We start from the raw sequence: 20,878 nt of genomic DNA, 5'->3' as shown, positions 1-20,878 counted from the left end.
GTTCTCTTCGTGTCCTTCGTGTCTTCGTGGCAAGAACGATCTGCTGTCCTTGGCGTCTTGGCGTCTTGGCGACTTGGCGTTGAAAATCGAACGTCGCATCAACGGCGCGGGCGCTCGAAGCGGGGGTCTTCGAGCGCCTGTTCGAGCGTTCGCAAGCCGCGCTGCAGCTCGCGTTGCAGGACGGGGTAGTACATCTCGGTGTAGAAGAAATACTTCGCGACCTCGTCGTCCATCACGAAAATGTCGTCGTCCTTGATGTCCGGCAGCAGCAGTTGCCTGCCGATGGTGAAATCGCGCAGGCGCACGTTGTCGCTGGTCGCGTTCAGGTCGGCGGTCTGCTTCAACGCGATCGCCTGACGGACTCGGCGAAGGTCGCGCGGCGTCTGGAGGAGGATCGTGTGCCGGTCGCGGCCGTCCGCGTCGGGCTGGTTCAACTCCCACAGCAGCCGACTCCACGCCCGGCGGTCCGGGCAGTGCATGACCTGCAACTCCGGAACGGGCTGACGCAGCAGCTCGCCGGCGTCGTTCGTATCGTCGCGGGTGGTGAAGGTGATCGCCAGGGCGTTGTCGCCCAGCGCGTCGAACAGGTCGTCGGCCGACTCGTTCCGCGCGGGCGACCGGTCGCGCTCGGCCCAAAGCTCGCGAGCGGTCTGACGCAGGTACGCATCGAGGAACGTCACGCGGAAGCCCGACTCACTGTGCTCGTCCGGGCGGAAGAAAATGACCTTGTTGTCGTCGATCTGCGCATCAAGCCCGCGGCGGTTGCCCACTTCATACATCTGGCGATAGACGAGCACATGCTCGCCGGGGAATCGGCCTTCGATGAATCGGTCGAACGGGTAGCGTTCGCGAAGCTGGTGATTATTGCGTACGGCTCGCTCGGCCTGGCGCTGCATCCGCCGCAGCTCGCGGTTCTCCACAATGAAGCTGAGGTCGAACACGTCTTCGCCACGAATGCGATACGCGTCGCGGAACAGGCGATGCCCCGTGCTGTCGAAAAAGTCTTCGTCCTTGGGCAGGTTCCGCCCGACGATCTGGTTTTCCGGCAGGACGTAGGGGGTGATGACGATGATCACTTCGCGTTTGAGCGACTCGCGTCGTTCGCTGCGAAACAGCGCGCCGAGCAGGGGGAGGTCGCCCAGCAGGGGGACTTTGTGCTGCTCGACCGTGTCATCGGTGGAGATGAGTCCGCCGATGATGAACGGTGTGTTGTTGGCGATGCGCGAATAGGTCTGCACCTGCCGTTTGCTGATGCGGGGGAATGAGCCGAGCACCTGGCCTGTGGAGTCACGGACGACCAGGTCCTGGCCGGGCACTTGGGCGGAGACCGTGCCGGTGATCTGCATGGAGACTTCGTCAGCCTCGGCGGTGACGCGGGGGCGGACGTTGAGGAAGATGCCAACCTCGACCTGATCGAAGCTCAGTTCCACGTGGTCGCCCGTTCGGCCGCGGATGGATTGGGCAATGGGGATTTCCTCGCCGACGCTGATGGATGCCTGACGGTTGTCCAGCGTCAGGACGCTGGGTCGAGAGAGGACTTCGGCTTCGCCGTCGCGGATCAGCGCTTCGATGCGGGTGGTGAAGTGGCCCAGCGCGCGGGTGATCTCCAACTCCAGCGACGGCCCGCCGGTGGGGAACTCGGGCAGTCGGCCGAGGCGGAGTTCCTGAATGTTGTCGGTATGCTGCCCGGTGAACGGGCGGTCGGACATCATGGTCCAGTCGATGCCGAGCTGGCGCAGGCCGGTTTCGGAGACTTCGAGGACCATGGCTTCGATGAGGATCTGCCGGGCTGGCCGATCGATGTTGTCGCGGATGAGGTTGGCGACTTCGGTGAACTGCTCGGGCTCGGCGGGGTGGTAGAGGACGAGCAGCTCCATCATCGCGCCCGCGCTGGTGTGTGGCAGGTCGGGCGCGTTGCCGTCCCGTCCGCCGACCATGTCCGTGCCGTCCGAGCCGGGCATGGCGATGATGATGGGCAGCTTTTCGGGGTCGACCCGTTGGGTGGGCTCGATGATCCGCGCCCGGCCGACGGTCTGGTTGTCGTTGCCGTCGCGACGGAACTCGATGGCTTCGTAGCCCATGCTCTTGAGCACTGCCACGGCCCGATCGGACTCGACATAGCTCAGGTGCACGATGCGCGACCGCAACTCGCCCACGCGCAGCCTCGGCATGTCTTCGGCCGGCAGGTTCGCGGCTTCGTCGGTCGCGCGTTCGAGCATGGTCGCCATGGTCTGCACGTCGGTGTTGCGGGCGACGGCGTCGTCGGCGTGGCGTTCGCCGTAGAGCCAGACATGCGTCGGTCGACTCATGAACGAGCGGTAGCCCAGTTGCAACAGGTGCTCGCCGCCGGCGTCGTCCATTCGGCGAAGGTGCACGAGGCCGCTGAGCGAGTCGGGCGCGGGCGGCAGGCGGTTGGCCGTGTCGCGGGGGGCCTGCTCGTAGCCCAGCTCAAGCCGAAGCTGGGTTACGAGCACCTCGATCAACTCGCGAACCTGCACGGCACTGAGGCCGGGCTTGGCCAGAAAGCGGCCCCACGGCACGTCAATGTCAACCAGATCATTCAGCTCGGCCTGCGGCGGGGCGACGACGGCGTCGGCCTCGACCTCGACCTCGGCGTCGTTCGCCTCGGTCGCCTGGTCGTCATGGGGCGCTTCTTGCGACTGCTCGACCGCGTCGGCGTCGTCGGCATTTTCGTCATCCGCCCATGCAGGCCCGCCGCTGAGCGCGACTGTCACCCCGAGCAGGCCGACGATGGCAAGGCTCGCCAGCGCCCCCCACGTGCCGGACGACGTGTGCTCGCGGGCGTCGCCGCGGTCGGCGGGGCGGTCTGCGCCTTCCTCCGGGCTGTCGAGGTCGATCAGATCGTCTTCGATCTGAGGGGTTGCGTCGGCGCCGGCCTCGGCGTTGGCCGGGTCGCGGTGCTCGATGGAGACGAGTCGGCCCTCATTGACGTAGAGCACGACGTCGGCGTGCTTGAGCAGTTCGGGGCGGTGGGTGATCATGAGCGTGGTCTTGCCTTGCATGAATTCAAGGATCGAAGGGACGATCTGCGACTCCCGGGCCGTGTCGATTGACGCGGTCGCTTCGTCAAGAATGAGGATCTGCGGGTCTTTGAGCATCGCCCGCGTCAGGGCGAGCTGCTGCTTCTGGCCACGCGAGAGATTGACGCCCGATTCGCCGAGCATTGTGTCGTAGCCTTGCGGCAGCTTCGTGATGAACTCGTGGGCGCCGACGCGCGTGGCGACGTCGATGATCTGCGCCCGGGTTGCACCGGGGCGGGCGTAGCGGAGATTTTCGAGCACGGAGGAGTTGAACAGGAAGCATTCCTGAAACGCCACGCCGATGGCTTCGCGAAGGTGTTGCAGGTGGATTTCATTGGTCGGCTTGCCGTCGATGTAGATCGTGCCTTCGCCCTGTTCGTTGAACCGGGGGACGAGGCTGACCATCGTGCTCTTGCCAGCCCCGGACGGGCCGACGATGGCGCAGACCTGGCCGGCCTGAACTTCGAAGCTGATGTCTTCGAGCACGCGCGGGCCGTCGTCGTATCGGAAGCTGACGTTTTCGTAGCGGATGTTGCCCTGGATCTCCGGCCGACTGTCGCCGGCGCTCTGCCCCTCGCCGCCGGGACTGTCCAGCAACTCGAACACGCGGTCCATACACGCGGAGGCCTTGGTGAGCTTCGCAAACCCGCCCATGAGCTCGGTGACGGTGGGTTCGAGCATTTTGACATAGATGAAAAACGCGGCGAACTGACCGACGTTCAGCGATTCGCGGACGATCACCTGATACGCCCCGAAGCCGAACAGCAGCACGTAGCCGAGGCCGATCAGCAGGTCGACGGCGACTTTCTGGAGGACGTGATACTTCTGGCTTTGCAGTTGGCTTTGGCGGGAGAGGTCGATGGCTTCCTGGAAGGCCTGGCTTTCGCGCTGCTCGCCGGTGAAGCCCTTGACGACCTCGATGCCGAGGAACTTTTCGATGAGGTTGCCGTGTGCGTTGGCCAGGTGTTCCTGAGCGGATCGGCTGGCGGACTTGATGGGGCGTTTGAAGTAGTGAAAGGCGATCAGGTGCATTGGGAGCACGATGGTGGAGGCGAGGGCGAGTTGCCAGTTGGTCGCGTAGATGACCGCGACGACGCCGAGGAACAGCAGCACGGCGGTCAGCAGCTTGGGCACTTCGGACTGGATGAATTCCTGAATGACGAAGCTGTCGTTCATCACTCGGCTGGACAGTTGGCCGGGCTTGGACTGCTGGTAGTAGCGGAGGTTCATCTGCTGCAACCGTTCGAACAACTGGTTGCGAAGGGTGAAGCAGACGTTTTCGCCGACCTTGACCGCGGTGTACTTGGAGCGGAAGTAGAGGTAGTTGCGGATCGCGTAGAGGCTGAGGAAGCTGAACAGGACGACCCAGAGCAGGCCGAAGTTCTGGTCGGGGAAGACGCGATCGAGGATGACGGCGATCAGCTGGGGCTGAGCGATGTTCGCTACCGTCAGGCCGATGAGCATGGCCAGGGCAATGACAAGCGGTGCCCAGTAGGGTTTGAGCAGGGCCGCGAGGCGGGCGAACGTGTGATCGCCGCGCGAGGATGGCCCGCCGGCCGTCCGTTGGCTCGACATAGGACTTTCAACTCCCTGCCTGCCGTGTGCGTCAGTGAAAAAACTGTCGGCCCCAAACTACGATTGAGCCACGTTCATTTGCCGGACTGCTGGGCCCGGCCAAGTCAAGACGCACCGGCCTGCGACGCTCTGAGTCGGCGAAGCAGCGGTGTTACGAGCCTAACGCATCGCAGGCTCATCGTCTAGAGTCGGCAAAACGAGATCATGCCAATGAAAAGTTGGGCAAAATGGGTTGTGGTACGACCAGAGCAGGTTTCGGGTTCGTGGTTTCTCGTTTTCTGGTTTGTGTTGAGGGTGATCAGCTGCATGGGAGTTGCCAGGCGGTGATGACGCGGTTTCGGCCGGTCTGCTTGGCGTTGTAGAGGGCCTGGTCCGCCCGCTTGACGAGGTCGTCGGCGGTGGGGGTCAGCGGGCCGTGGCTGGCGAGGCCGACGCTGATGGTGATGGGTTGGGGGACGTTGTTGATGTCGGCGACGGCACGGCGGAGGCGTTCGCAGGCCTGTTCCGCGGCGTCGCCGAGGATGTTGGGGAGGATGACGGCGAACTCCTCGCCGCCGTAGCGGGCGACGAAGTCGCAGGCGCGGACGGTGGACTGGAGCGCGCTGGCGACGGTGCGCAGGGCGTCGTCGCCGGCGAGGTGGCCGAGCGTGTCGTTGTATTGCTTGAAGTAGTCGACGTCGATCATCGCCAGCGACAGCGGTTGGCCGTAGCGTTCGGCGCGTTCGACTTCCTCGTTCAGGCGTGCCTGGAGGGCCCGGCGGTTGTACACGCCGGTGAGCCCGTCGCGGTTGGCTTGGGCGAGCAGTCGGCGGTTGGCGGTCAGCAGGTCGGCCTGGGACTGTTCGAGGGTGTTGCGAATGACGTTCAGTTCGTCGTTCATGCGTTTTAGCTCGGTGTTTTTTCGGGTGAGCGTGCGCTGGGTGTTGACCAGATCGTTGTTCAGTCGGGTGAGGTCGCCGCAACTCTCGGTGTCGTTCCCGCGTCGAAGCTGCGTCGGCGTGTCGACCGGGACGCAGGCCAGCAGTGTCAATGTGTTATCCGCCATGGCGGCGGTGAAGCGAAGGGCTGAGGGCGATTGGTTGACCGAGACGTACATCAGCCAGTCGAGCGCCGCGCCCTGCTCGCGAGCGGTGTTCATGAACGCAACGGCCTTGCTGACGCTGCCGCGATCGAGCAGGCCCTGCCATGATGAGCCTACCGGCGCCTGGCTGCTCAGCGACAGGTCGTCGCGAAGCCAGCGCAGCACGTGGCCGTCCGCGTCACACAAAATGGCGATGCCTTGGCGCGGCGGGCTCATATTTTCACCTCGCAGGCGGGTTCGGGGGTACTTGTGCTTGCCAGTTGCTCGGCGACGGCGATGGCCTGCCTTGCGTCGCTGGCGTAACCGTCTGCGCCGACCTTCTGCCACAGGTCGGGCGCGAGGTTGAACGGGTTGCCGCCGACGATGATTTTCATTCGGCTGGCGGGCGGGTCGCAGCGCAGTCGGGTGATTGCCCCGGCGACGGCCTGCACATGACTGCTCATCGACGCGCCGAGGCCGAACACGTCGGGCGTGTAGGTGTGGGCCGCTTCGAGCAGTTGATCGTGGCTGAGATTCGCGCCGAGGTAGTGCGTGGTCCAGCCGGCCAACTCGAAGCAGTCAGCGACCATACGCAGGCCAAGCTCGTGCAGGTCGCTTTCAACGCAGGCGGCGACGAACGTACGGCCGACGCGTGGTGCTTGATTGATCAGCCGCGGGTACAACGCCGCCATGATGCTTTGTGTCGCGGCGGTGCAGTAATGTTCTTCCGCGACGCTGAGGCGGTTGATTTCCCACAGCCGACCGATTTCGCGTTGCGTCCGCTGGAAGATGTCGAGGTAGATGTCGATCATCGCCATGCCGTCGTCCAGGGCACGGTGGATCAACGCCGCGGCGGTGTCGGGTTGGCCGGTGAGCAGGGCGTCGAGATACTGTCGGGCCAGCTTTGAGAGCGCCTCCGGCTCGGGCGTGCGGGCGTCGATCGCGGACTGCTCAAGGTAAGGCTTGATGACGGCAAACCGGTCCTCGGCCCATGCGTTCGCGAGCAGGGTGGTCAGACGATCGAGATCATGCCGCCAGACGTCCAGTGGCTGCGAGCGTGCGGCCTTCTGTGACGCTGTCCAGCGCACGTACTCCTGCAACAGTCGCGGTTCTTCGACGGCCACGGCCTGCGCGAGATGCCGCAGGTGTGCGGTCACGTCCTCCCGGCGGGCCTGCAGTCGGCCGGGCGTTTGGAGGAGGTCGCCTGTTGTGGCGTCCTGGCTGACGACGGCGGTGCGGGCAAGCTCGTGCTGCATCCGGGTAAGGTCGTCGGCAAGTTGCTGGCGGTTGCGTTTCATGGTGGTTGAGCTGAACAAATTGCATCGCACACCGATCGCAGCCCCTCGCAGGCGATAAAGCGGGGGTGGGGTCTTAGAATGTTTATCGACTGTTAAGGGGCGACGAATTACTGCAGCAGATGGGGGAAAGCCCGGCCCCGCACCCCCATTTAGCCGCGGGCCTTGGCCCGCGCGTTCGGCCCGCATGCCCGAAGAGCGCGGTGCAAGCACCGCGGCTAAATGTTGTCGGCGAAACCGCGTTGGCGACGGTGGACGGGTTTTGGGTGGCATCTGGTATGCTGCCGACGATGCTTTCGAACGTCTGGGTCAACCTGGAAGAACTGCTTCGACGTGGCGGGCCGGTGATGTGGCCGCTGCTGGCGATGAGCGTGGTGGCGTTGACGCTGGTGCTTGAGCGGTGCTGGTTTTTCATGCGGACGAACGGCTACGGCCGACGGCGGCGTGTGCAGCAGCTCGGCAGACTGCTGCGCTCCGGTCAGCGGCGCGAGGCCGGGGCGCTCGCCGAGCGCGATGCGAGTGTCTACGGCGACGTGGTCACGCAACTGCTTACCGAGGCGGACGCCTCCCCCACCTCACCGCCGAGCGAGGCCGCCGCGATCGACGCCCTCGAAGCGCAGCGGCATCGCCTGGAACGCTTCCTGCCGACGTTGTCCACCATCATCACCGCGGCGCCGATGCTGGGCATCCTCGGCACGGTGCTGGGGATCATCGCCAGCTTCGAGATTCTCGGTGCACAGACCGCTCACGCAGACCCGCGCTCGGTCAGCCAGGGCATCGCCGAGGCGTTGCTGACCACGGCGGTGGGGCTGGTGATCGCGGTGGTCACACTGTTTCCCTATAACGCGTTCCGCGCCCAGGTCGACCGCACGCTTTCGCAACTCGAATCGCTCGCCGAGGCCGCGCGGCAGGTTCGCGACAATGATCTTGCACCTGTCAGCCCCGCGTCAGCCGATAAACCCCAAGGGCCAACCGACACCCCGCCGCTGGCGGATGAGTAAAGCGACATTTGCGCGGTTTCCCTGTTTATGGAAGCCGCCTATAAACGACCATGACAAGCCCGCGCCGACGCGCGACGAATCGGCTTGTTCCAACCGCTTGACCCTGAGGGATGTCCATCATGCTCAGTCCCGACCTTGCCCGCATTCGTTCGTTTGAAGTCGTCCCCTCGTTGCCCGAGCCGCTCAAGCCGCTGCTGGACATCGCTTATAACCTGTGGTGGAGCTGGCATCCCGAAGCCGTCGAGCTGTTCATTCGGCTGGATCGCAACCTCTGGCATGAAACGCATCACAACCCCGTCAAGCTGCTGGGCATGGTCCCGCAGCAGACGCTGGATACGTTTTCGCGCGATGAGGGCTACATCAGCTCGCTCGCCCGCGTGCAGGAAAACCTTCAGCGGCACATGACCCGCACGCCCTGGCTGCAGAGCACGGAGCATCGCGATGCGAAAGATTTCACCATCGCCTACTTCTGCGCCGAGTTCGGCCTGACCGAATGCCTCCAGGTCTACTCCGGGGGCCTGGGCTGCCTCGCGGGCGACCACCTCAAGTCGGCCGCGGAGCTGGGCCTGCCCTTTGTCGCGGTCGGCCTGCTGTACCGCAACGGCTACTTCCAGCAGTACCTCAACGCAGACGGCTGGCAACAGGAGTATTACCCCGAGCTCGACCTGGCCAACCTGCCGCTTCGCCCGGTGAGTGACAGCAAGGGCAATCAGGTCAAGGTCACGGTCGACCTGCCCGGCCGAGTGGTGCACATCGGCCTCTGGCTGGTGAAGGTCGGCCGAATCCCGCTGTACCTGCTCGACACGAACCTGCCGGAAAACGAGGAAGACGACCGCGGCATCACCAGCCAGCTCTATGGCGGTGACATGGAAACCCGGATCAAACAGGAAATCGTGCTCGGCATCGGCGGCGTCCGCGCGCTGGAAGCGATCAACATCCGCCCCGACGTCTGCCACATGAACGAAGGCCACTCCGCCTTCCTCGCGCTGGAGCGCGTGCGTCGGCTGATCGAAGAGCACGACCTGAGCTTTGACGAGGCGCGCCAGGCCGGCGCTGCGAGCAATGTGTTCACAACGCACACGCCCGTGCCGGCGGGCATCGACCGCTTCCCGCCGGACATGGTCGACCGCTACTTCCGCAGCTACGTGCCCGGCCTGCGCCTGGACATGGAGGGGCTGTTCGCGCTCGGCCGGGAGAACGTGTTCAACAAACACGAGTTTTTCTCCATGGCGGTGCTCGCGATCCGCACGAGCAGTTGGGCCAATGGTGTGAGCAAGCTGCATGGCAAGATCAGCCGACACATGTGGCAGGGCATCTGGCCGCAGGTCCCGGAGAGCGAGATTCCGATCAAGCATGTGACCAACGGCGTACACGCGCGAAGCTGGCTGTCCAGCGAGCTGATGTACCTGCTCGACCGCTACCTCGGCGCCCGCTGGCAGAACAACCCCGCCGACCAGAGCGTCTGGAAGGCCGTGATGGAAATGCCCGAGGAAGAGCTTTGGCGGTTGCACGAACGCCGACGACAGAAGCTTGTGATCTGGGCTCGCCGTCGGCTGCGCAAGCAGTTCGAGGCGCGCAACATCAACCCCGACCACATCGCGGCAGCGGCGGATGCGCTCGACCCGATGGCGTTGACCATCGGCTTTGCCCGCCGATTTGCGACGTACAAGCGCGGCAACCTTTTCCTTCGCGATCCGGATCGGCTGATGCGGCTGCTCAGCGACGCCGACCGGCCGGTGCAGTTCATCTTCGCGGGCAAAGCCCACCCGGCTGACGGTGGCGGGAAAGAGCTGATCCGCCAGATCGTCAAGTTCGCCCGCGAGTCTGACGCCGGGCACAAGATCGTCTTCCTCGAAAACTACGACATCAACGTCGCCCGCTATCTCGTGCAAGGTTGCGACCTCTGGCTGAACACGCCCCGCCGGGGCATGGAAGCCTCGGGGACGAGCGGGATGAAGGCGGCCATGAACGGCGTGCTCAACTGCTCGATTATGGACGGCTGGTGGGACGAGGCCGCCGAGCCCGACCTGGGCTGGTCGATCGGCCGGGGTGAGGAGTACAGCAACCCCGCCGCCGCCGACGATCTGGAAAGCCGAGCGTTTTATGACCTGCTCGAACAGGAGATCGTACCCCTGTTCTACAACCGCGACAGCCAGGGCATCCCGCGTCAGTGGGTCACGCGGATGAAAAAATGCATCGCCAGCCTCGCGCCCGGCTTCAACACGAACCGCATGGTGCAGGAGTACGCCGAGAAGCTTTACCTGCCCGCACTGCGGCGCGGCCGGGACCTGACTGCCGACAAGCTGAAAAAGTCGGTCGAGCTTGCGCATCAGAAGGTTCGCCTTCGCGGCGCGTGGGGCAAGCTGCGGGTCGACATGGTGCAGGCGAAAACGGAGCAGGCCATGGGCGTCCGCGATGCGTTGCCCGTCACGGCGACGGTCTACCTCGGCGAGCTTCAGCCGGACGAGGTGAAGGTGCAGGCTTACACCGGCCCGCTCGACACGGCCGGCCGAATCGTCGGTGGCAAGCCGGTTACGCTCAAACACGACAAGTCGCTGGGCAAAGGCAAGCACCGCTTCACCGGCGAAATCAACGCCATCAACAGCGGCCGGTACGGCTTTGCGATCCGCATCGTGCCCGGCGACGAAATTTTCGACATCACGCCCGAGCCTGGCCTGATCCACTGGGAAGGCGTCAAGTCCAAGCCCGCCGCGGCCGAAGCCGTCGTCGCCGAAGCGGAGCAGGCCGCGACGTGAGAGGGGCGGGGGTGGTTTCTGTCGGAATTGCTGATCGCTGATTGCTAATCGCTGCCCGCATCGGCGGGGGTGCCCAAATCAGCGATCAGCGATCAGCGATCAGCGATCAGCAATCAGCAATCAAAAACCTCTACAATCCATCCGTGCGCGAATTCGACCTCCTGGCTCACGTATACCGCTCGAACGTCGACCTGCCTGCCGACGTCGCCATCCCTCCCGGCGATGACATGGGCGCGATCCGCCTCGGCGGGCAGACGCTGCTTGTCACCGTCGACCAGTTGGCCGACGGGGTGCATGTGGACCTGGCGACCGCTTCGCTCGAACAGGTCGCACGCAAGGCGGTCACGCGCAACCTTTCCGATGTGGCGGCGATGGCGGCCCGGCCGGTTGGTGCGGTGGTCGCGGTCAGCCTGCCGCGCGACTTCGGCGACACGCGAGCGACCGAACTGTTCGATTCGATGCGACGCACCGCCGCGGCGTTCGACTGCCCGCTCGTCGGCGGCGACATTGCCATGTGGGACCACCCGCTGTTGATCAGCGTCACCGTCTTCGCCGAGCCGGGCGAGGTTGAGCCCGTGCTCCGCAGCGGGGCGCAGCCGGGCGATGGCATTTATGTCACCGGCAGGCTCGGCGGCAGCAACGAAACGCTGCCCGACCACTACACGCATCACCTCGACTTCATGCCGCGCATCACCCTTGCCCGGGAGCTTGCCGGCGACGCAGCCACGCGCCCCAGCAGCATGATCGACCTCAGCGACGGCCTCGCCCGCGACCTGAAACATCTTTGCGATGCGGGCAACCTTGACGCGGATCTGACGATCGCTGACCTGCCGTTGAGCGATGGTGCTCACCAGGCTGCCAGGCGTACGAATGAGCCGGCGTGGCAGCATGCGCTGGGTGATGGTGAGGATTACGAGCTGCTGTTTACCGCGCCGCGAAGCCCGCGGATCGAAACCGCAGATGTGCCCATCACGCGAATCGGGACGATGCGGCCGTGCGCGGGCGCGACGCCTGCGATTCTGCTTCATTTGCCGGACGGCGCGACGTGCAAGCTTGCGGACCTGCCATCGCTGGGCTGGGAGCATCATGCATGACTGTCGCGTTGCAGGTTGAGTCGCAGACGCTTGAGCAGACGCTCGCGGTGGGCACGATCGTAGCTCGGCGGGCGGTGGCGGGCGATATCGTTGGCCTTTCGGGTGAGCTCGGCGCGGGCAAGACGCAGTTTGTCCGCGGCATGGCGGAGGGGATGGGCCTCGACCCGCGCGTCGTGTCGAGCCCGACGTTTGTGCTTGTGCATGAGTATGAGCGCGAAGCGGCGGACGTTCCGCCAGACGCGCTCGTGCTGGTGCATATTGATGCGTATCGGCTGGCGGGCGACGATGCGGCGGCCGGGCTTGAGTCGATCGGCTGGGCGGATGAGTTGTTCGAGCAGGCGGTGGTCGCGGTGGAGTGGGCCGACGTGCTGGGCGAACATCTGGGCGACGACTGGCTGGCGGTTCGGCTGGAGCATAGCGACCCCGGTCGGCTGATCACGCTCTCGGCGCACGGCCGATGGTTGCCTAGAATTGAGTTGCTTCAAGCCGACCTGATCCGCGCGGGCCTGTGCCCGCAGCCTGTAACGTGATGCATGCCATGCCTGAATTGCCCCTGGAACCTGAAGAAAACGTCGACCCGCGCAGCGACTGCCCGGTGTGCAAGAAGGCGGTGCGTGCCGACTCGCCGACGTATCCGTTTTGTTGTGCCCGCTGCCGTACGATCGACCTTGGTCGCTGGCTGGATGAAGATTATGTCATCAGCCGACCGATCGAGCAGAGCGATCTGGATGAAGAGTAGTTTTGCGGAGGGGGGCGGGTTATACGGATTCCCCAAACACAACACCGCGGCGAAATGGGGGGGGGGTGTTACGCTTCGTCCTGCTGCGCCTGGGGCGACACGCCGTAGACGACGAAGCGTGCGCTGACCGCGTCGAAGCCGTGCTCTTCGCAGACGCGGTCGCGAAGAGCTTTGAGGTCGGCGGGCAGGGGGAATTCGATGATCTGGTTGGTTTCGACGCAGACGAGGTGGCCCTTGGGCTCGCGGCCGAAGCTCAGTTGATAATGCGACTGCTTCGAGTCGATGAGCACTTCGGTGATGATGCCCGCTTCGAGCAGGTGCTTGAGCGTACGGTAGATCGTCGCCCGGCTGACGCGATGGCCGGCGTCGCGCATCTCCGCGAGCAGTTCGTCGGCTTCGAAGACGTCGGCCTTGCCGAGCACGGCGTCGAGAATCAGCGCCCGCTCGGTGGTGAACTTCAAACCCTTGCGCTTGAGAAACCGCCGAAAGATCGCGCACAGCGGCGCCATCAATTCATCTTCAGGCGGCAATGAGGACGGCGATTCAACCATAGTCGTACATCTTAAATGTTTCGCGGCCGCCCCGCAGGGGCGCTCCCCCGCTATATCTCATAACAACACCCCCGGTCACAACAACGCCACCGGGTCGACATCCACCGCCACATGCTGGTCCGCTCGCAGCAGCCCTGAGTTTCGCGTCGCGGTCAGCAGCGTCTGCAGCGGGCCCGCTGAGGCTGCGAGCATTTCAATCTGCTGACGATGGTAGTCGGCGATCCGCGCGATCGGGCAAGGCATCGGCCCGCGCAAACGCACCTGCCCGCCGGCGTCGGCGTTGAACTGCTGCATCTGCGTGGCCAACGTCTGGGCACGCTCGGCACAGGCGTAGTGGTCTTTGTCGCGCACCACGATCCGCGCCATTCGGCCGATCGGCGGCAGGCCCACCGCGGCCCGCTGCTGCAACTCGCGCTCGGCGAATGACTCGAAATCATGCTTGGCCGCGAGTTGAATCGACGGATCATGCGGGCTGAAAGTCTGCACGAGCACTCGGCCGGGCTTATCGCTTCGGCCCGCTCGGCCGGCGACCTGGGCGATGAGTTGAAAGGTTCGCTCGGCAGCGCGGAAGTCGGGCAGGTTGAGTGCCGTGTCCGCGTTGATCACGCCGACGAGTCGCACGTTGGGGAAGTCGAGCCCCTTGGCGATCATCTGCGTGCCGACGAGGATGTCGATTTCGCCGGCGCGGAACGCGTCGAGGCATTGCTGGTAGTCGCGGCCGTGGCGCATGGAGTCGGCGTCCATGCGCGTGACGCGGGCGTCGGGGAACTTGCGGGCGAGCTCTTCCTCTACGCGCTGCGTGCCGAGGCCGAACGTGGTGATGTTCTTTTTGCAGTCCGGGCAGGTGCTCGGCAGGGTCTGCTCTGCTTCGCAGTGATGGCAGCGGACGACGCCGCCGGTCGGCAGCCTTTCGTCTTTGTGGTAGACCATCGTCACGTCGCAGTAGTGGCAGCGCATCAGCCAGCCGCAGCGCTGGTCGGGGCAGGCGATGTAGTTGGCAAAGCCGCGGCGGTTCAGCAGCAGCATGGTCTGCCCGCTGTCTTTGAGCGTCTGCGTCAGCGCCCGTTCGAGCGCGAGGCTCAGCAGGTGCACGCCTGCCTTGCCGGTGATTTCGTATCGCTTTCGCCGTTCGTCGCTCAAGTCGATGATTTCGACCTGCGGCATTTTCATGCCCGGCGCGCGATCGGGCAGGCGGATCAAATGGTAGTTTCGAGTTTCGAGTTTCGAGTTTTGAGTTGTGTCATGCGAGGTTGCCTCGCCTGAACTGGAAACTCGAAACTCGGAACCCGAAACTTTGTAATACATCTCCAGCGACGGGGTCGCCGAGCCGAGCACGACGGGGATGCCTGCGAGGTGGGCGCGTTTGATGGCGACGTCTCGGCCGTGGTATCGGGGGGCCTGGTCCTGCTTGTAGCTGCTTTCGTGTTCTTCGTCGACGATGATCAAGCGGAGGTTCGACAGCGGCGCGAAGATGGCGGAGCGGGCGCCGATGACGATGTTGGCTTCGCCCCGGCGGATGCGGCGCCACTGGGCGTGTCGCTGCGCCGCGGTGAGGCCGGAGTGCAGCACCGCCACGTTGGTTTGTTCGAAGCGTTCGAGGAATCGGCCGACGGTCTGCGGCGTGAGGGCGATCTCCGGTACGAGCACGATGGCGGAAGGCGGATGGTCGCTGCCGTTGGCGTGCGCGTTGGCCATCACGCGTTCGATTGCGCGCAGGTAGACCTCAGTCTTGCCGCTGCCGGTGACGCCGTGCAGCAGATGGACGCCGAAGCCTTCGTCGAGGTGGTTGATCAGGTGGTCCAGCGCGGTCTGCTGGGCGGCGTTGAGCACCAGTGGATCGAGCTCGCCGACGGCGCGCTGGGCACGCAGGTCCAGGTCGGAGCGAACTTCCTCCTCGCGATGCGTGGTCAGCAGCCCTTTGTCGAGCAACTGCTTGACGGGTGAGACGCTTCGAGCCCCGGCGAGGTCGGCGAGCTCTTTGATCTCCGTCCAGGGGTGGTCGGCGGCGGCGCGGGTGGTGGCGGTGTCGAGTATGGCTTGCTGGAGTTTGGAGAGTTTGGTGGGGCGCCCCTCCGGGGCGGCCGCTAAGCCGACCATGGTGCGCGTGACGCTGCCCGTGCCTTTTTTGACCGCGGCGGGGAGCATGGTGGCGAAGACCATGCCCAGCGGACAGCAGTAGTAGCTCGCGATCCACTTTGCCAGCGAAATCAGCTCCGGCGTCAGCGACACACCATGCCGGTCGCGCTCGATGATGGGCTTGATGTTCTTCACGCTCGGCAACGCCGACGTGTCGTGCAGCTCCACCACAAAGCCGTTGGTCGGCTTGTTGCCCCGGCCCAGCGGGACGCGGACGCGTTCGCCCGGCTTCAGGTCCGCGAGCGCGGCGGGCACGGCGTAGGTCAACCCCGTCGGTGCGGTGTCGATCCCCTGCTCCAGTGCGACCTGGGCATACGCGACCGCTTTCGTCGCAGCGGGTTCGGTTTCAAATAACTGAGCCATGATCCAACAGTATAGGAGCGGTTCGGCCTGCTGTTACTTGTGCCCATACGATGGACCCGATAGCCTGACAGCCTCACCAAATGGAGGCCGATTTCGTGAAGCGCACCCCTTTTCATGGATTTCATCAGGAACACGGCGCGAAGTTCGTCGACTTCGCCGGCTGGGAGATGCCCATCATGTACGGCTCGGTCCGGGATGAGCATCAACGCGTCCGCGAGTCCGGCGGGCTGTTCGACGTGTCACACATGGGCCGAATCAAGATCAGCGGCCGACACGCCCGCCGATTCCTTGAGCGCATCCTCACCCGCCGTATCACGGACATGAAAGAGTTCCGCTGCCGATACAGCCTCATCTGCAACGAGCAGGGCGGCGTGCTCGACGACATCCTCGTCTACCGCTTCGCGGACCACTGGCTGCTGGTGGTCAACGCGAGCAACCGTGAAAAGCTGCTGAAGCATTTTGAAGCCAGCAAGGGCGATTTCACCGTCAAAATCGAAGATCAGACCGAGTCGACGGCGATGGTCGCGGTGCAGGGGCCCAAGGTCATGGACGTGATCGGCAACTTCTCCAAGGAAGTGCCCACGCTCAAGAAGTACGGCTTCTGCGTGAAGAACCTGATGATCCTCAAGATGACCATCTCGCGGACGGGCTACACCGGCGAGGATGGCGTTGAGGTCATTTTGCCAGCGAAGATGGCGGGCATGGCGGTGAAGCTGCTGCTGAAAGATCGCAGCGAAGATGCGGTCATCCAGCCCGCCGGCCTCGCAGCCCGCGACTCGCTGCGCCTGGAAGCGGGCATGCCGCTGTACGGGCATGAGCTGGATGAGCAGACCGACCCGCTGTCGGCGGGGCTGGCCTTCGCGGTGAATCTGGACAAGGATCAGGACGAGCAGGGCGAGCCGTTCATCGGCCAGGACGCGCTAAAGCAGATCGCCGCTGCGGGCCCGAGCAAGAAGCTGGTGGGCCTGAAGCTCGACGGCAAGCGGACGCCGCGGCAGGGTATGGCGGTGAAGCAGGATGGCAAGGAGATCGGCACGATCACCAGCGGCTGCCTATCGCCGACGCTGGGTTATCCGATCGCGATGGCGTACGTCACGCCCGACGCGAGCGAGGTGGGCACGACGCTGCAGATCGCGGGTGGGGCAAACGACCTCGACGCGGAGATCGTACCGCTGCCGTTTTATAAGCGCGGGTGATTTGGGGTCGAAATGTGGGCGAATTTCAGTTGACCTTTGCCCGACCCGATGTAATAACATGGTAGGAACCCGTTGAAAGGCTCTGCCATGATCAAGACCCTCAAAAAGCACGGCAACAGCCAGGCGCTGGTCATCGACCGCAGCATGATGGAGGCGCTGGGCATCAACGAAGACACACCGTTGCAAGTATCCGTTCGCGACGGCTCGCTGGTCGTGACGCCGGCGGAGGTGGGCATCGAGCCCGAACAGTTCGAAGCGTCGCTGAACAAGGTTATGCGTCGCTATGACGGCATGTTAAAACGGCTTGCCCAGTGACGGGGCTCGACGGCATCGAGTTTCTGAGTGTTGAGCAGGTGATGACCCTGCATCACCGGACGATCGAGAAGCACGGCGGCCTCGCTGGCGTCCGAGACCTAGGCCTCCTCGAAGCGGCGGTGGCGATGCCCCGGCAGCGCTTCGGCGGTAATTATCTGCATGATGATCTCGCGGCGATGGCGGGGGCGTACCTCTACCACCTTGCGCTAAATCACCCGTTCCACGACGGCAACAAGCGAGCGGCAGTCATGGCTTGTCTCGTGTTTCTCGACGCCAACGGTGTCACCAACCTGCCCGGCCCGCGAGCAATGGAACGACTGACCATGGGCGTTGCGGATGGAACGATGAGCAAGACGCAAATTCTTGAATGGCTGCGTGCGGCGCTCAACGATCCGCCGCAAAGATGATCGCAACGCCCCGCAGCCGTTACAATTGCGGGCACTATGAACGCTGAGTCTGCCTCAACCGGAACGCCTCGCAACCCTCGTATCACCCTTCGTACGCTGCGCAAGTGGGCGCGTGAGGGGGAAAAGTTCGCCATGCTGACCTGCTATGACGCGACCACGGCCCGCTGGCTGTGGCGCGGCGGCGTGCGCGTGTTCCTTGTGGGCGATACGGCAGCGGAGGTGATTCTCGGGCATGACTCGACCTTGCCGGCCGAGATGCCGTTCATGTTGCAGATCACGGCGGCGGTGCGGCGGGGGGCGCCGGACGCACTGGTGATGGCGGACATGCCGTTCGGCAGCTACCAGGTGAGCGAGGACGAGGCGGTGCGGAACGCGATGGCGTTTCTCACGGAGGGGTTGGCCGACCTTGTGAAGCTGGAGGTGGACGCGACGTTTGCTTCGCTGGTGGAGCGGTTGAGCCATGCCGGGGTGCCGGTGGTGGCGCACATTGGCAGTCGGCCGCAGACGGTGCGGGCGGAGGGGGGCTACCGGGCTGCCGGTCGTTCGGAGCGGGACGCGGCGGTGCTGGTGGACACAGCGAAGCTGATGGTGCAGTGCGGGGCGGCGGCACTGCTGGTTGAGGCCGTGCCGGGCGAGGTGGGCAAGCGGATTGTGGACGCGGCGGTGCACCCGGAGACGGGGGCGGCTGTTCCGGTGATCGGGTGCGGGGCGGGGCCGACGTGTCATGGTCATGTGGTGGTGTTGCAGGATGTGATGGGGCTGAGTGACTGGCATCCGCCGTTTGTCGTGCCGACGGGCGAGGTGGGGCAGGCGGTGGAGGCGGCGGCGGGCAAGTGGGTGGAGATGGTGCGGTCGGGGGAATATCTGAAAGACGGCGGGCCTTATCAGATGAAGGCATGACGAAGGCGGGCGGGCGAGTTGCGTTTTGCCTCGCCGACTGGGTTTGCGGCTTCGCGAACTGTCAGCCGTGCCTATCGTATGATTGCGTATCGGGCCGGCCGCGTCTGGCTGTGTGCCCGAGGCTGTGAATCTGACGCTTCCCAAGGGAGAACACGATATGAATCGCATTCGCTGGTATGGCCCGACGTTGGTGTTGTTGATGGCGTTGGTGGCGGTGATGGTGTCGGGGCCGATGGTGGCCCGGCAGATTGTCTGGGCGCAGCATGACGCGAACATCAGCCTGATCCGGCAGGATCTGCATGACAACATGGGGCTGGCGCAGCTTTCCGAGGCGTTTCGCAAGGTGGCGGAAGTGGTCGAGCCGAGCGTGGTGAGCATTGAAGTGCTCCAGCGTGGCGGTCGGGGCGGCCGGGAGGGCCAGGGGCGCGGGTTCCGTCCGCCGCCGGGGTTGGAGGACTTTTTCGAGCAGCTTCCCGAGCGGTATCGGCCGCGGCGTGATGGCAATGGCGAGGGTGAGGGCGGCGGCGAAAACTTCGACCGCTACGCCCCGGCGATCCCGCGCGGGCAAGGCTCGGGCTGGGTGTACGACCGGGATGGCCACATCGTCACGAACAACCACGTGGTCGACGGGGCGGATGAGATCCGCGTCCGCTTTCAGGACGGCAGGGAATACACCGCCGAGATCGTCGGCACGGACCCGAACACCGACGTGGCGGTGCTGAAGATCAACGCGACCGACTTGCATCCGCTGCCGGTGGCGCAGCATGAAGTGCAGCAGGGCGAGATCGTCTTCGCCTTCGGCTCGCCGTTCCGCTTCGACTTCTCAATGAGCCAGGGCATCGTCTCGGCGAAGGCCCGGCAGCTTCGCATCCTCGGGCCCGGCGGCTATGAGAACTTCATCCAGACCGACGCGGCGATCAACCCCGGCAACTCCGGCGGCCCGCTGACCAACATCTACGGCGAGGCGGTCGGCATGAACACCGCCATCGCCAGCCAGGGGGCCAACCCCATGCAGGCCGGCTTCATGGGGCTGGGCTTCGCCATCCCCGTCGAGATGGTGCAGGAGGTGGCAGACCAGCTCATCGACACCGGCGAAGTGGCCCGCGGCTACCTGGGCATCTACATCGAAGACCTCGACGAGCGTATGGCCGAGACGTTCGACTACGACGGCGAGGGTGTGCTCGTGCTCGACCCGATCGACGGCGGGCCGGCCGACCTCGCGGGCATCCGGGCGGGCGATATCGTCACGCACGTGAACGGCAATCGCGTTCGCTCGGCGGACGAGCTGCGGAACACGGTGGCCCGCATTCAGCCGGGCTCATCGGGCGAGCTGACCATCTTCCGCGATGGTCAGTCGATTGATCTGGAAGTCGAAGTCGCCCGGCTGCCCACGCAGGCCTCGGCCCCGCAGCCGCGGCGCAATCGGCAGGGCGCGCCCGAGCGGGAAAACGCCTCGGTTGAGATGCTGCGAAAACTGGGCATCACGGAAGTGCAGACGTTTACCGCTCGCCTGGCTGAGCAGGCGGGCACGGGGCATACCGAGGGTGTGCTGGTGGCGAACGTTCGGCGGAACTCGATCGCCGGCGCGGCGGGCGTGATGCGCGGCATGCTCATCGTGCAGGTCATGGATCAGCAGGTTGCCACGGCTGACGAGTTGCTGGACGTGATGAGCGAGTTTGAGCCGGGCGATGCGGTTCGTCTGCGGGTGGCGCGGTGGAACCCGAACGATGATCGGTGGCAGCGCAATTTCGTGCTGCTGGAGCTGCCGCGCGACTGAGGGTTGTGAGCGTTTTTGTAAATTCAATAAAGCCCACGGATGGCCATCCGTGGGCTTTATCTTTTACCCCGATTGACTCATCCCCTCATCGCCCGCTCCACCCGCGCCACCATCGCTTCATACCGCGCATCATCCACCACGGCCGCCGCCCCCGCGTCGTCCACCGCATCCTCCGCTGCCAACGGCACCCAGCTTTTGCACCCTGCGTACGTCGGCCGATTCGCCACCACCTTCGGCTCGACCAGCCGCGACACCCGCACCGCCACCAGGTACAGCGGCCGCTCCGGCTTGTAATTGAACCGCATATCAATCTGTGGCTTCGACCACACGTGCAGGTCGTCCAGCGAATCAAACGCCTCCCGCGACGGCACTTGCCAGATATGCGTCGCCTCCCCCACGCCCTTCAACGTCACCTCGCCAGGCTCTTCCCGCCGACGCACGACCCGATCGCGATACGCAGGCTTCATCCGGTTGGGCACCTGGTGCAGCCACGCCGGGAACAGCGCAAACCGCGGATGCTCCAGCTCAAACACCGCCACCCCGCCGCGCTCGTGGATGCCCCCTTTGCGCAACAACAGCGCAAGCTCACCTTCCAGCAGCAGATCACAAACCACCGCCCATTCTTTCAACGCCACATCGAGCATGATGATGCCATCTCGCACGCAAAGCCCA

The 20,878-nt window shown here is 64.6% G+C and carries 16 protein-coding genes; 10 read left to right on the top strand and 6 right to left on the bottom strand.

Annotated elements, in window-relative coordinates; all coding sequences use genetic code 11:
* Nucleotides 1-98: 98 nt before the first annotated feature.
* The 3 genes from ACERK3_08845 to ACERK3_08835 all read right to left on the bottom strand — a co-directional run bounded on the left by ACERK3_08845 (nucleotide 99) and on the right by ACERK3_08835 (nucleotide 6,974).
* The gene (locus tag ACERK3_08845; protein ID MFA9478402.1) at nucleotides 99-4,616 is read right to left on the bottom strand and encodes an ABC transporter transmembrane domain-containing protein; all 4,518 of its coding nucleotides are present in this window, start codon (nucleotides 4,614-4,616) and stop codon (nucleotides 99-101) included.
* A 298-nt stretch (nucleotides 4,617-4,914) separates the two neighbouring features.
* Nucleotides 4,915-5,913 (bottom strand): GGDEF domain-containing protein, encoded by a 999-nt coding sequence (locus tag ACERK3_08840; GenBank protein ID MFA9478401.1) that lies wholly within the window; start codon nucleotides 5,911-5,913, stop codon nucleotides 4,915-4,917.
* Entirely contained in the window at nucleotides 5,910-6,974 is a 1,065-nt protein-coding gene (locus tag ACERK3_08835) for a B12-binding domain-containing protein (GenBank protein ID MFA9478400.1), read from the bottom strand. Before ACERK3_08835 ends, ACERK3_08840 begins: the two co-directional genes overlap by 4 nt.
* Before the next feature lie 275 nt (nucleotides 6,975-7,249).
* Here ACERK3_08835 and ACERK3_08830 point away from each other — a divergent pair, with 275 nt between their 5' ends.
* From ACERK3_08830 to ACERK3_08810, 5 genes are all read left to right on the top strand, one after another.
* Entirely contained in the window at nucleotides 7,250-7,972 is a 723-nt protein-coding gene (locus ACERK3_08830) for a MotA/TolQ/ExbB proton channel family protein (protein ID MFA9478399.1), read from the top strand.
* Nucleotides 7,973-8,091: 119 nt separating this feature from the next.
* Complete coding sequence (gene glgP / locus ACERK3_08825) at nucleotides 8,092-10,728, top strand: alpha-glucan family phosphorylase (protein ID MFA9478398.1); 2,637 nt, start codon at nucleotides 8,092-8,094, stop codon at nucleotides 10,726-10,728.
* Between the two features lie 143 nt (nucleotides 10,729-10,871).
* Complete coding sequence (gene thiL, locus ACERK3_08820) at nucleotides 10,872-11,822, top strand: thiamine-phosphate kinase (protein MFA9478397.1); 951 nt, start codon at nucleotides 10,872-10,874, stop codon at nucleotides 11,820-11,822.
* Nucleotides 11,819-12,352, top strand: coding sequence for a tRNA (adenosine(37)-N6)-threonylcarbamoyltransferase complex ATPase subunit type 1 TsaE (gene tsaE / locus ACERK3_08815; GenBank protein MFA9478396.1), 534 nt, complete (start codon nucleotides 11,819-11,821; stop codon nucleotides 12,350-12,352). Before thiL ends, tsaE begins: the two co-directional genes overlap by 4 nt.
* 8 nt (nucleotides 12,353-12,360) lie before the next feature.
* On the top strand, nucleotides 12,361-12,561 hold the full coding sequence (locus tag ACERK3_08810; GenBank protein MFA9478395.1) for a DNA gyrase inhibitor YacG: 201 nt from the start codon (nucleotides 12,361-12,363) through the stop codon (nucleotides 12,559-12,561).
* Between the two features lie 68 nt (nucleotides 12,562-12,629).
* Here the strand turns inward: ACERK3_08810 and ACERK3_08805 are convergent, their stop codons facing one another.
* Both ACERK3_08805 and priA read right to left on the bottom strand, forming a co-directional pair.
* A complete protein-coding gene (locus ACERK3_08805; GenBank protein MFA9478394.1) occupies nucleotides 12,630-13,070 on the bottom strand; it encodes a Fur family transcriptional regulator in 441 nt (146 codons plus the stop codon).
* A gap of 117 nt (nucleotides 13,071-13,187) precedes the next feature.
* Nucleotides 13,188-15,611: a primosomal protein N' gene (priA, locus tag ACERK3_08800; protein MFA9478393.1), complete on the bottom strand. Its 2,424-nt coding sequence runs from the start codon at nucleotides 15,609-15,611 to the stop codon at nucleotides 13,188-13,190.
* Between the two features lie 95 nt (nucleotides 15,612-15,706).
* Between priA and gcvT the strand changes: the two genes are divergently transcribed.
* From gcvT to ACERK3_08775, 5 genes are all read left to right on the top strand, one after another.
* Nucleotides 15,707-16,807 (top strand): glycine cleavage system aminomethyltransferase GcvT, encoded by a 1,101-nt coding sequence (gcvT, locus tag ACERK3_08795; GenBank protein ID MFA9478392.1) that lies wholly within the window; start codon nucleotides 15,707-15,709, stop codon nucleotides 16,805-16,807.
* 87 nt (nucleotides 16,808-16,894) lie between these two features.
* On the top strand, nucleotides 16,895-17,122 hold the full coding sequence (locus ACERK3_08790) for an AbrB/MazE/SpoVT family DNA-binding domain-containing protein (GenBank protein ID MFA9478391.1): 228 nt from the start codon (nucleotides 16,895-16,897) through the stop codon (nucleotides 17,120-17,122).
* A complete protein-coding gene (locus ACERK3_08785; GenBank protein ID MFA9478390.1) occupies nucleotides 17,119-17,529 on the top strand; it encodes a type II toxin-antitoxin system death-on-curing family toxin in 411 nt (136 codons plus the stop codon). Before ACERK3_08790 ends, ACERK3_08785 begins: the two co-directional genes overlap by 4 nt.
* Nucleotides 17,530-17,565: 36 nt before the next feature.
* Nucleotides 17,566-18,429: a 3-methyl-2-oxobutanoate hydroxymethyltransferase gene (locus ACERK3_08780; protein MFA9478389.1), complete on the top strand. Its 864-nt coding sequence runs from the start codon at nucleotides 17,566-17,568 to the stop codon at nucleotides 18,427-18,429.
* 157 nt (nucleotides 18,430-18,586) lie between these two features.
* Entirely contained in the window at nucleotides 18,587-20,206 is a 1,620-nt protein-coding gene (locus ACERK3_08775) for a trypsin-like peptidase domain-containing protein (protein MFA9478388.1), read from the top strand.
* Between the two features lie 77 nt (nucleotides 20,207-20,283).
* Here ACERK3_08775 and ACERK3_08770 read toward each other — a convergent pair whose 3' ends face one another.
* Nucleotides 20,284-20,868 carry a DUF1802 family protein gene (locus tag ACERK3_08770; GenBank protein MFA9478387.1) on the bottom strand — a complete coding sequence of 195 codons (585 nt, stop codon included), beginning with the start codon at nucleotides 20,866-20,868 and terminating at the stop codon, nucleotides 20,284-20,286.
* Nucleotides 20,869-20,878 lie beyond the last annotated feature (10 nt).

The organism is Phycisphaerales bacterium AB-hyl4, from assembly GCA_041821185.1.
Lineage (GTDB): Bacteria > Planctomycetota > Phycisphaerae > Phycisphaerales > Phycisphaeraceae > Natronomicrosphaera > Natronomicrosphaera hydrolytica.
This window is presented reverse-complemented; position numbering and strand designations above follow the sequence as displayed.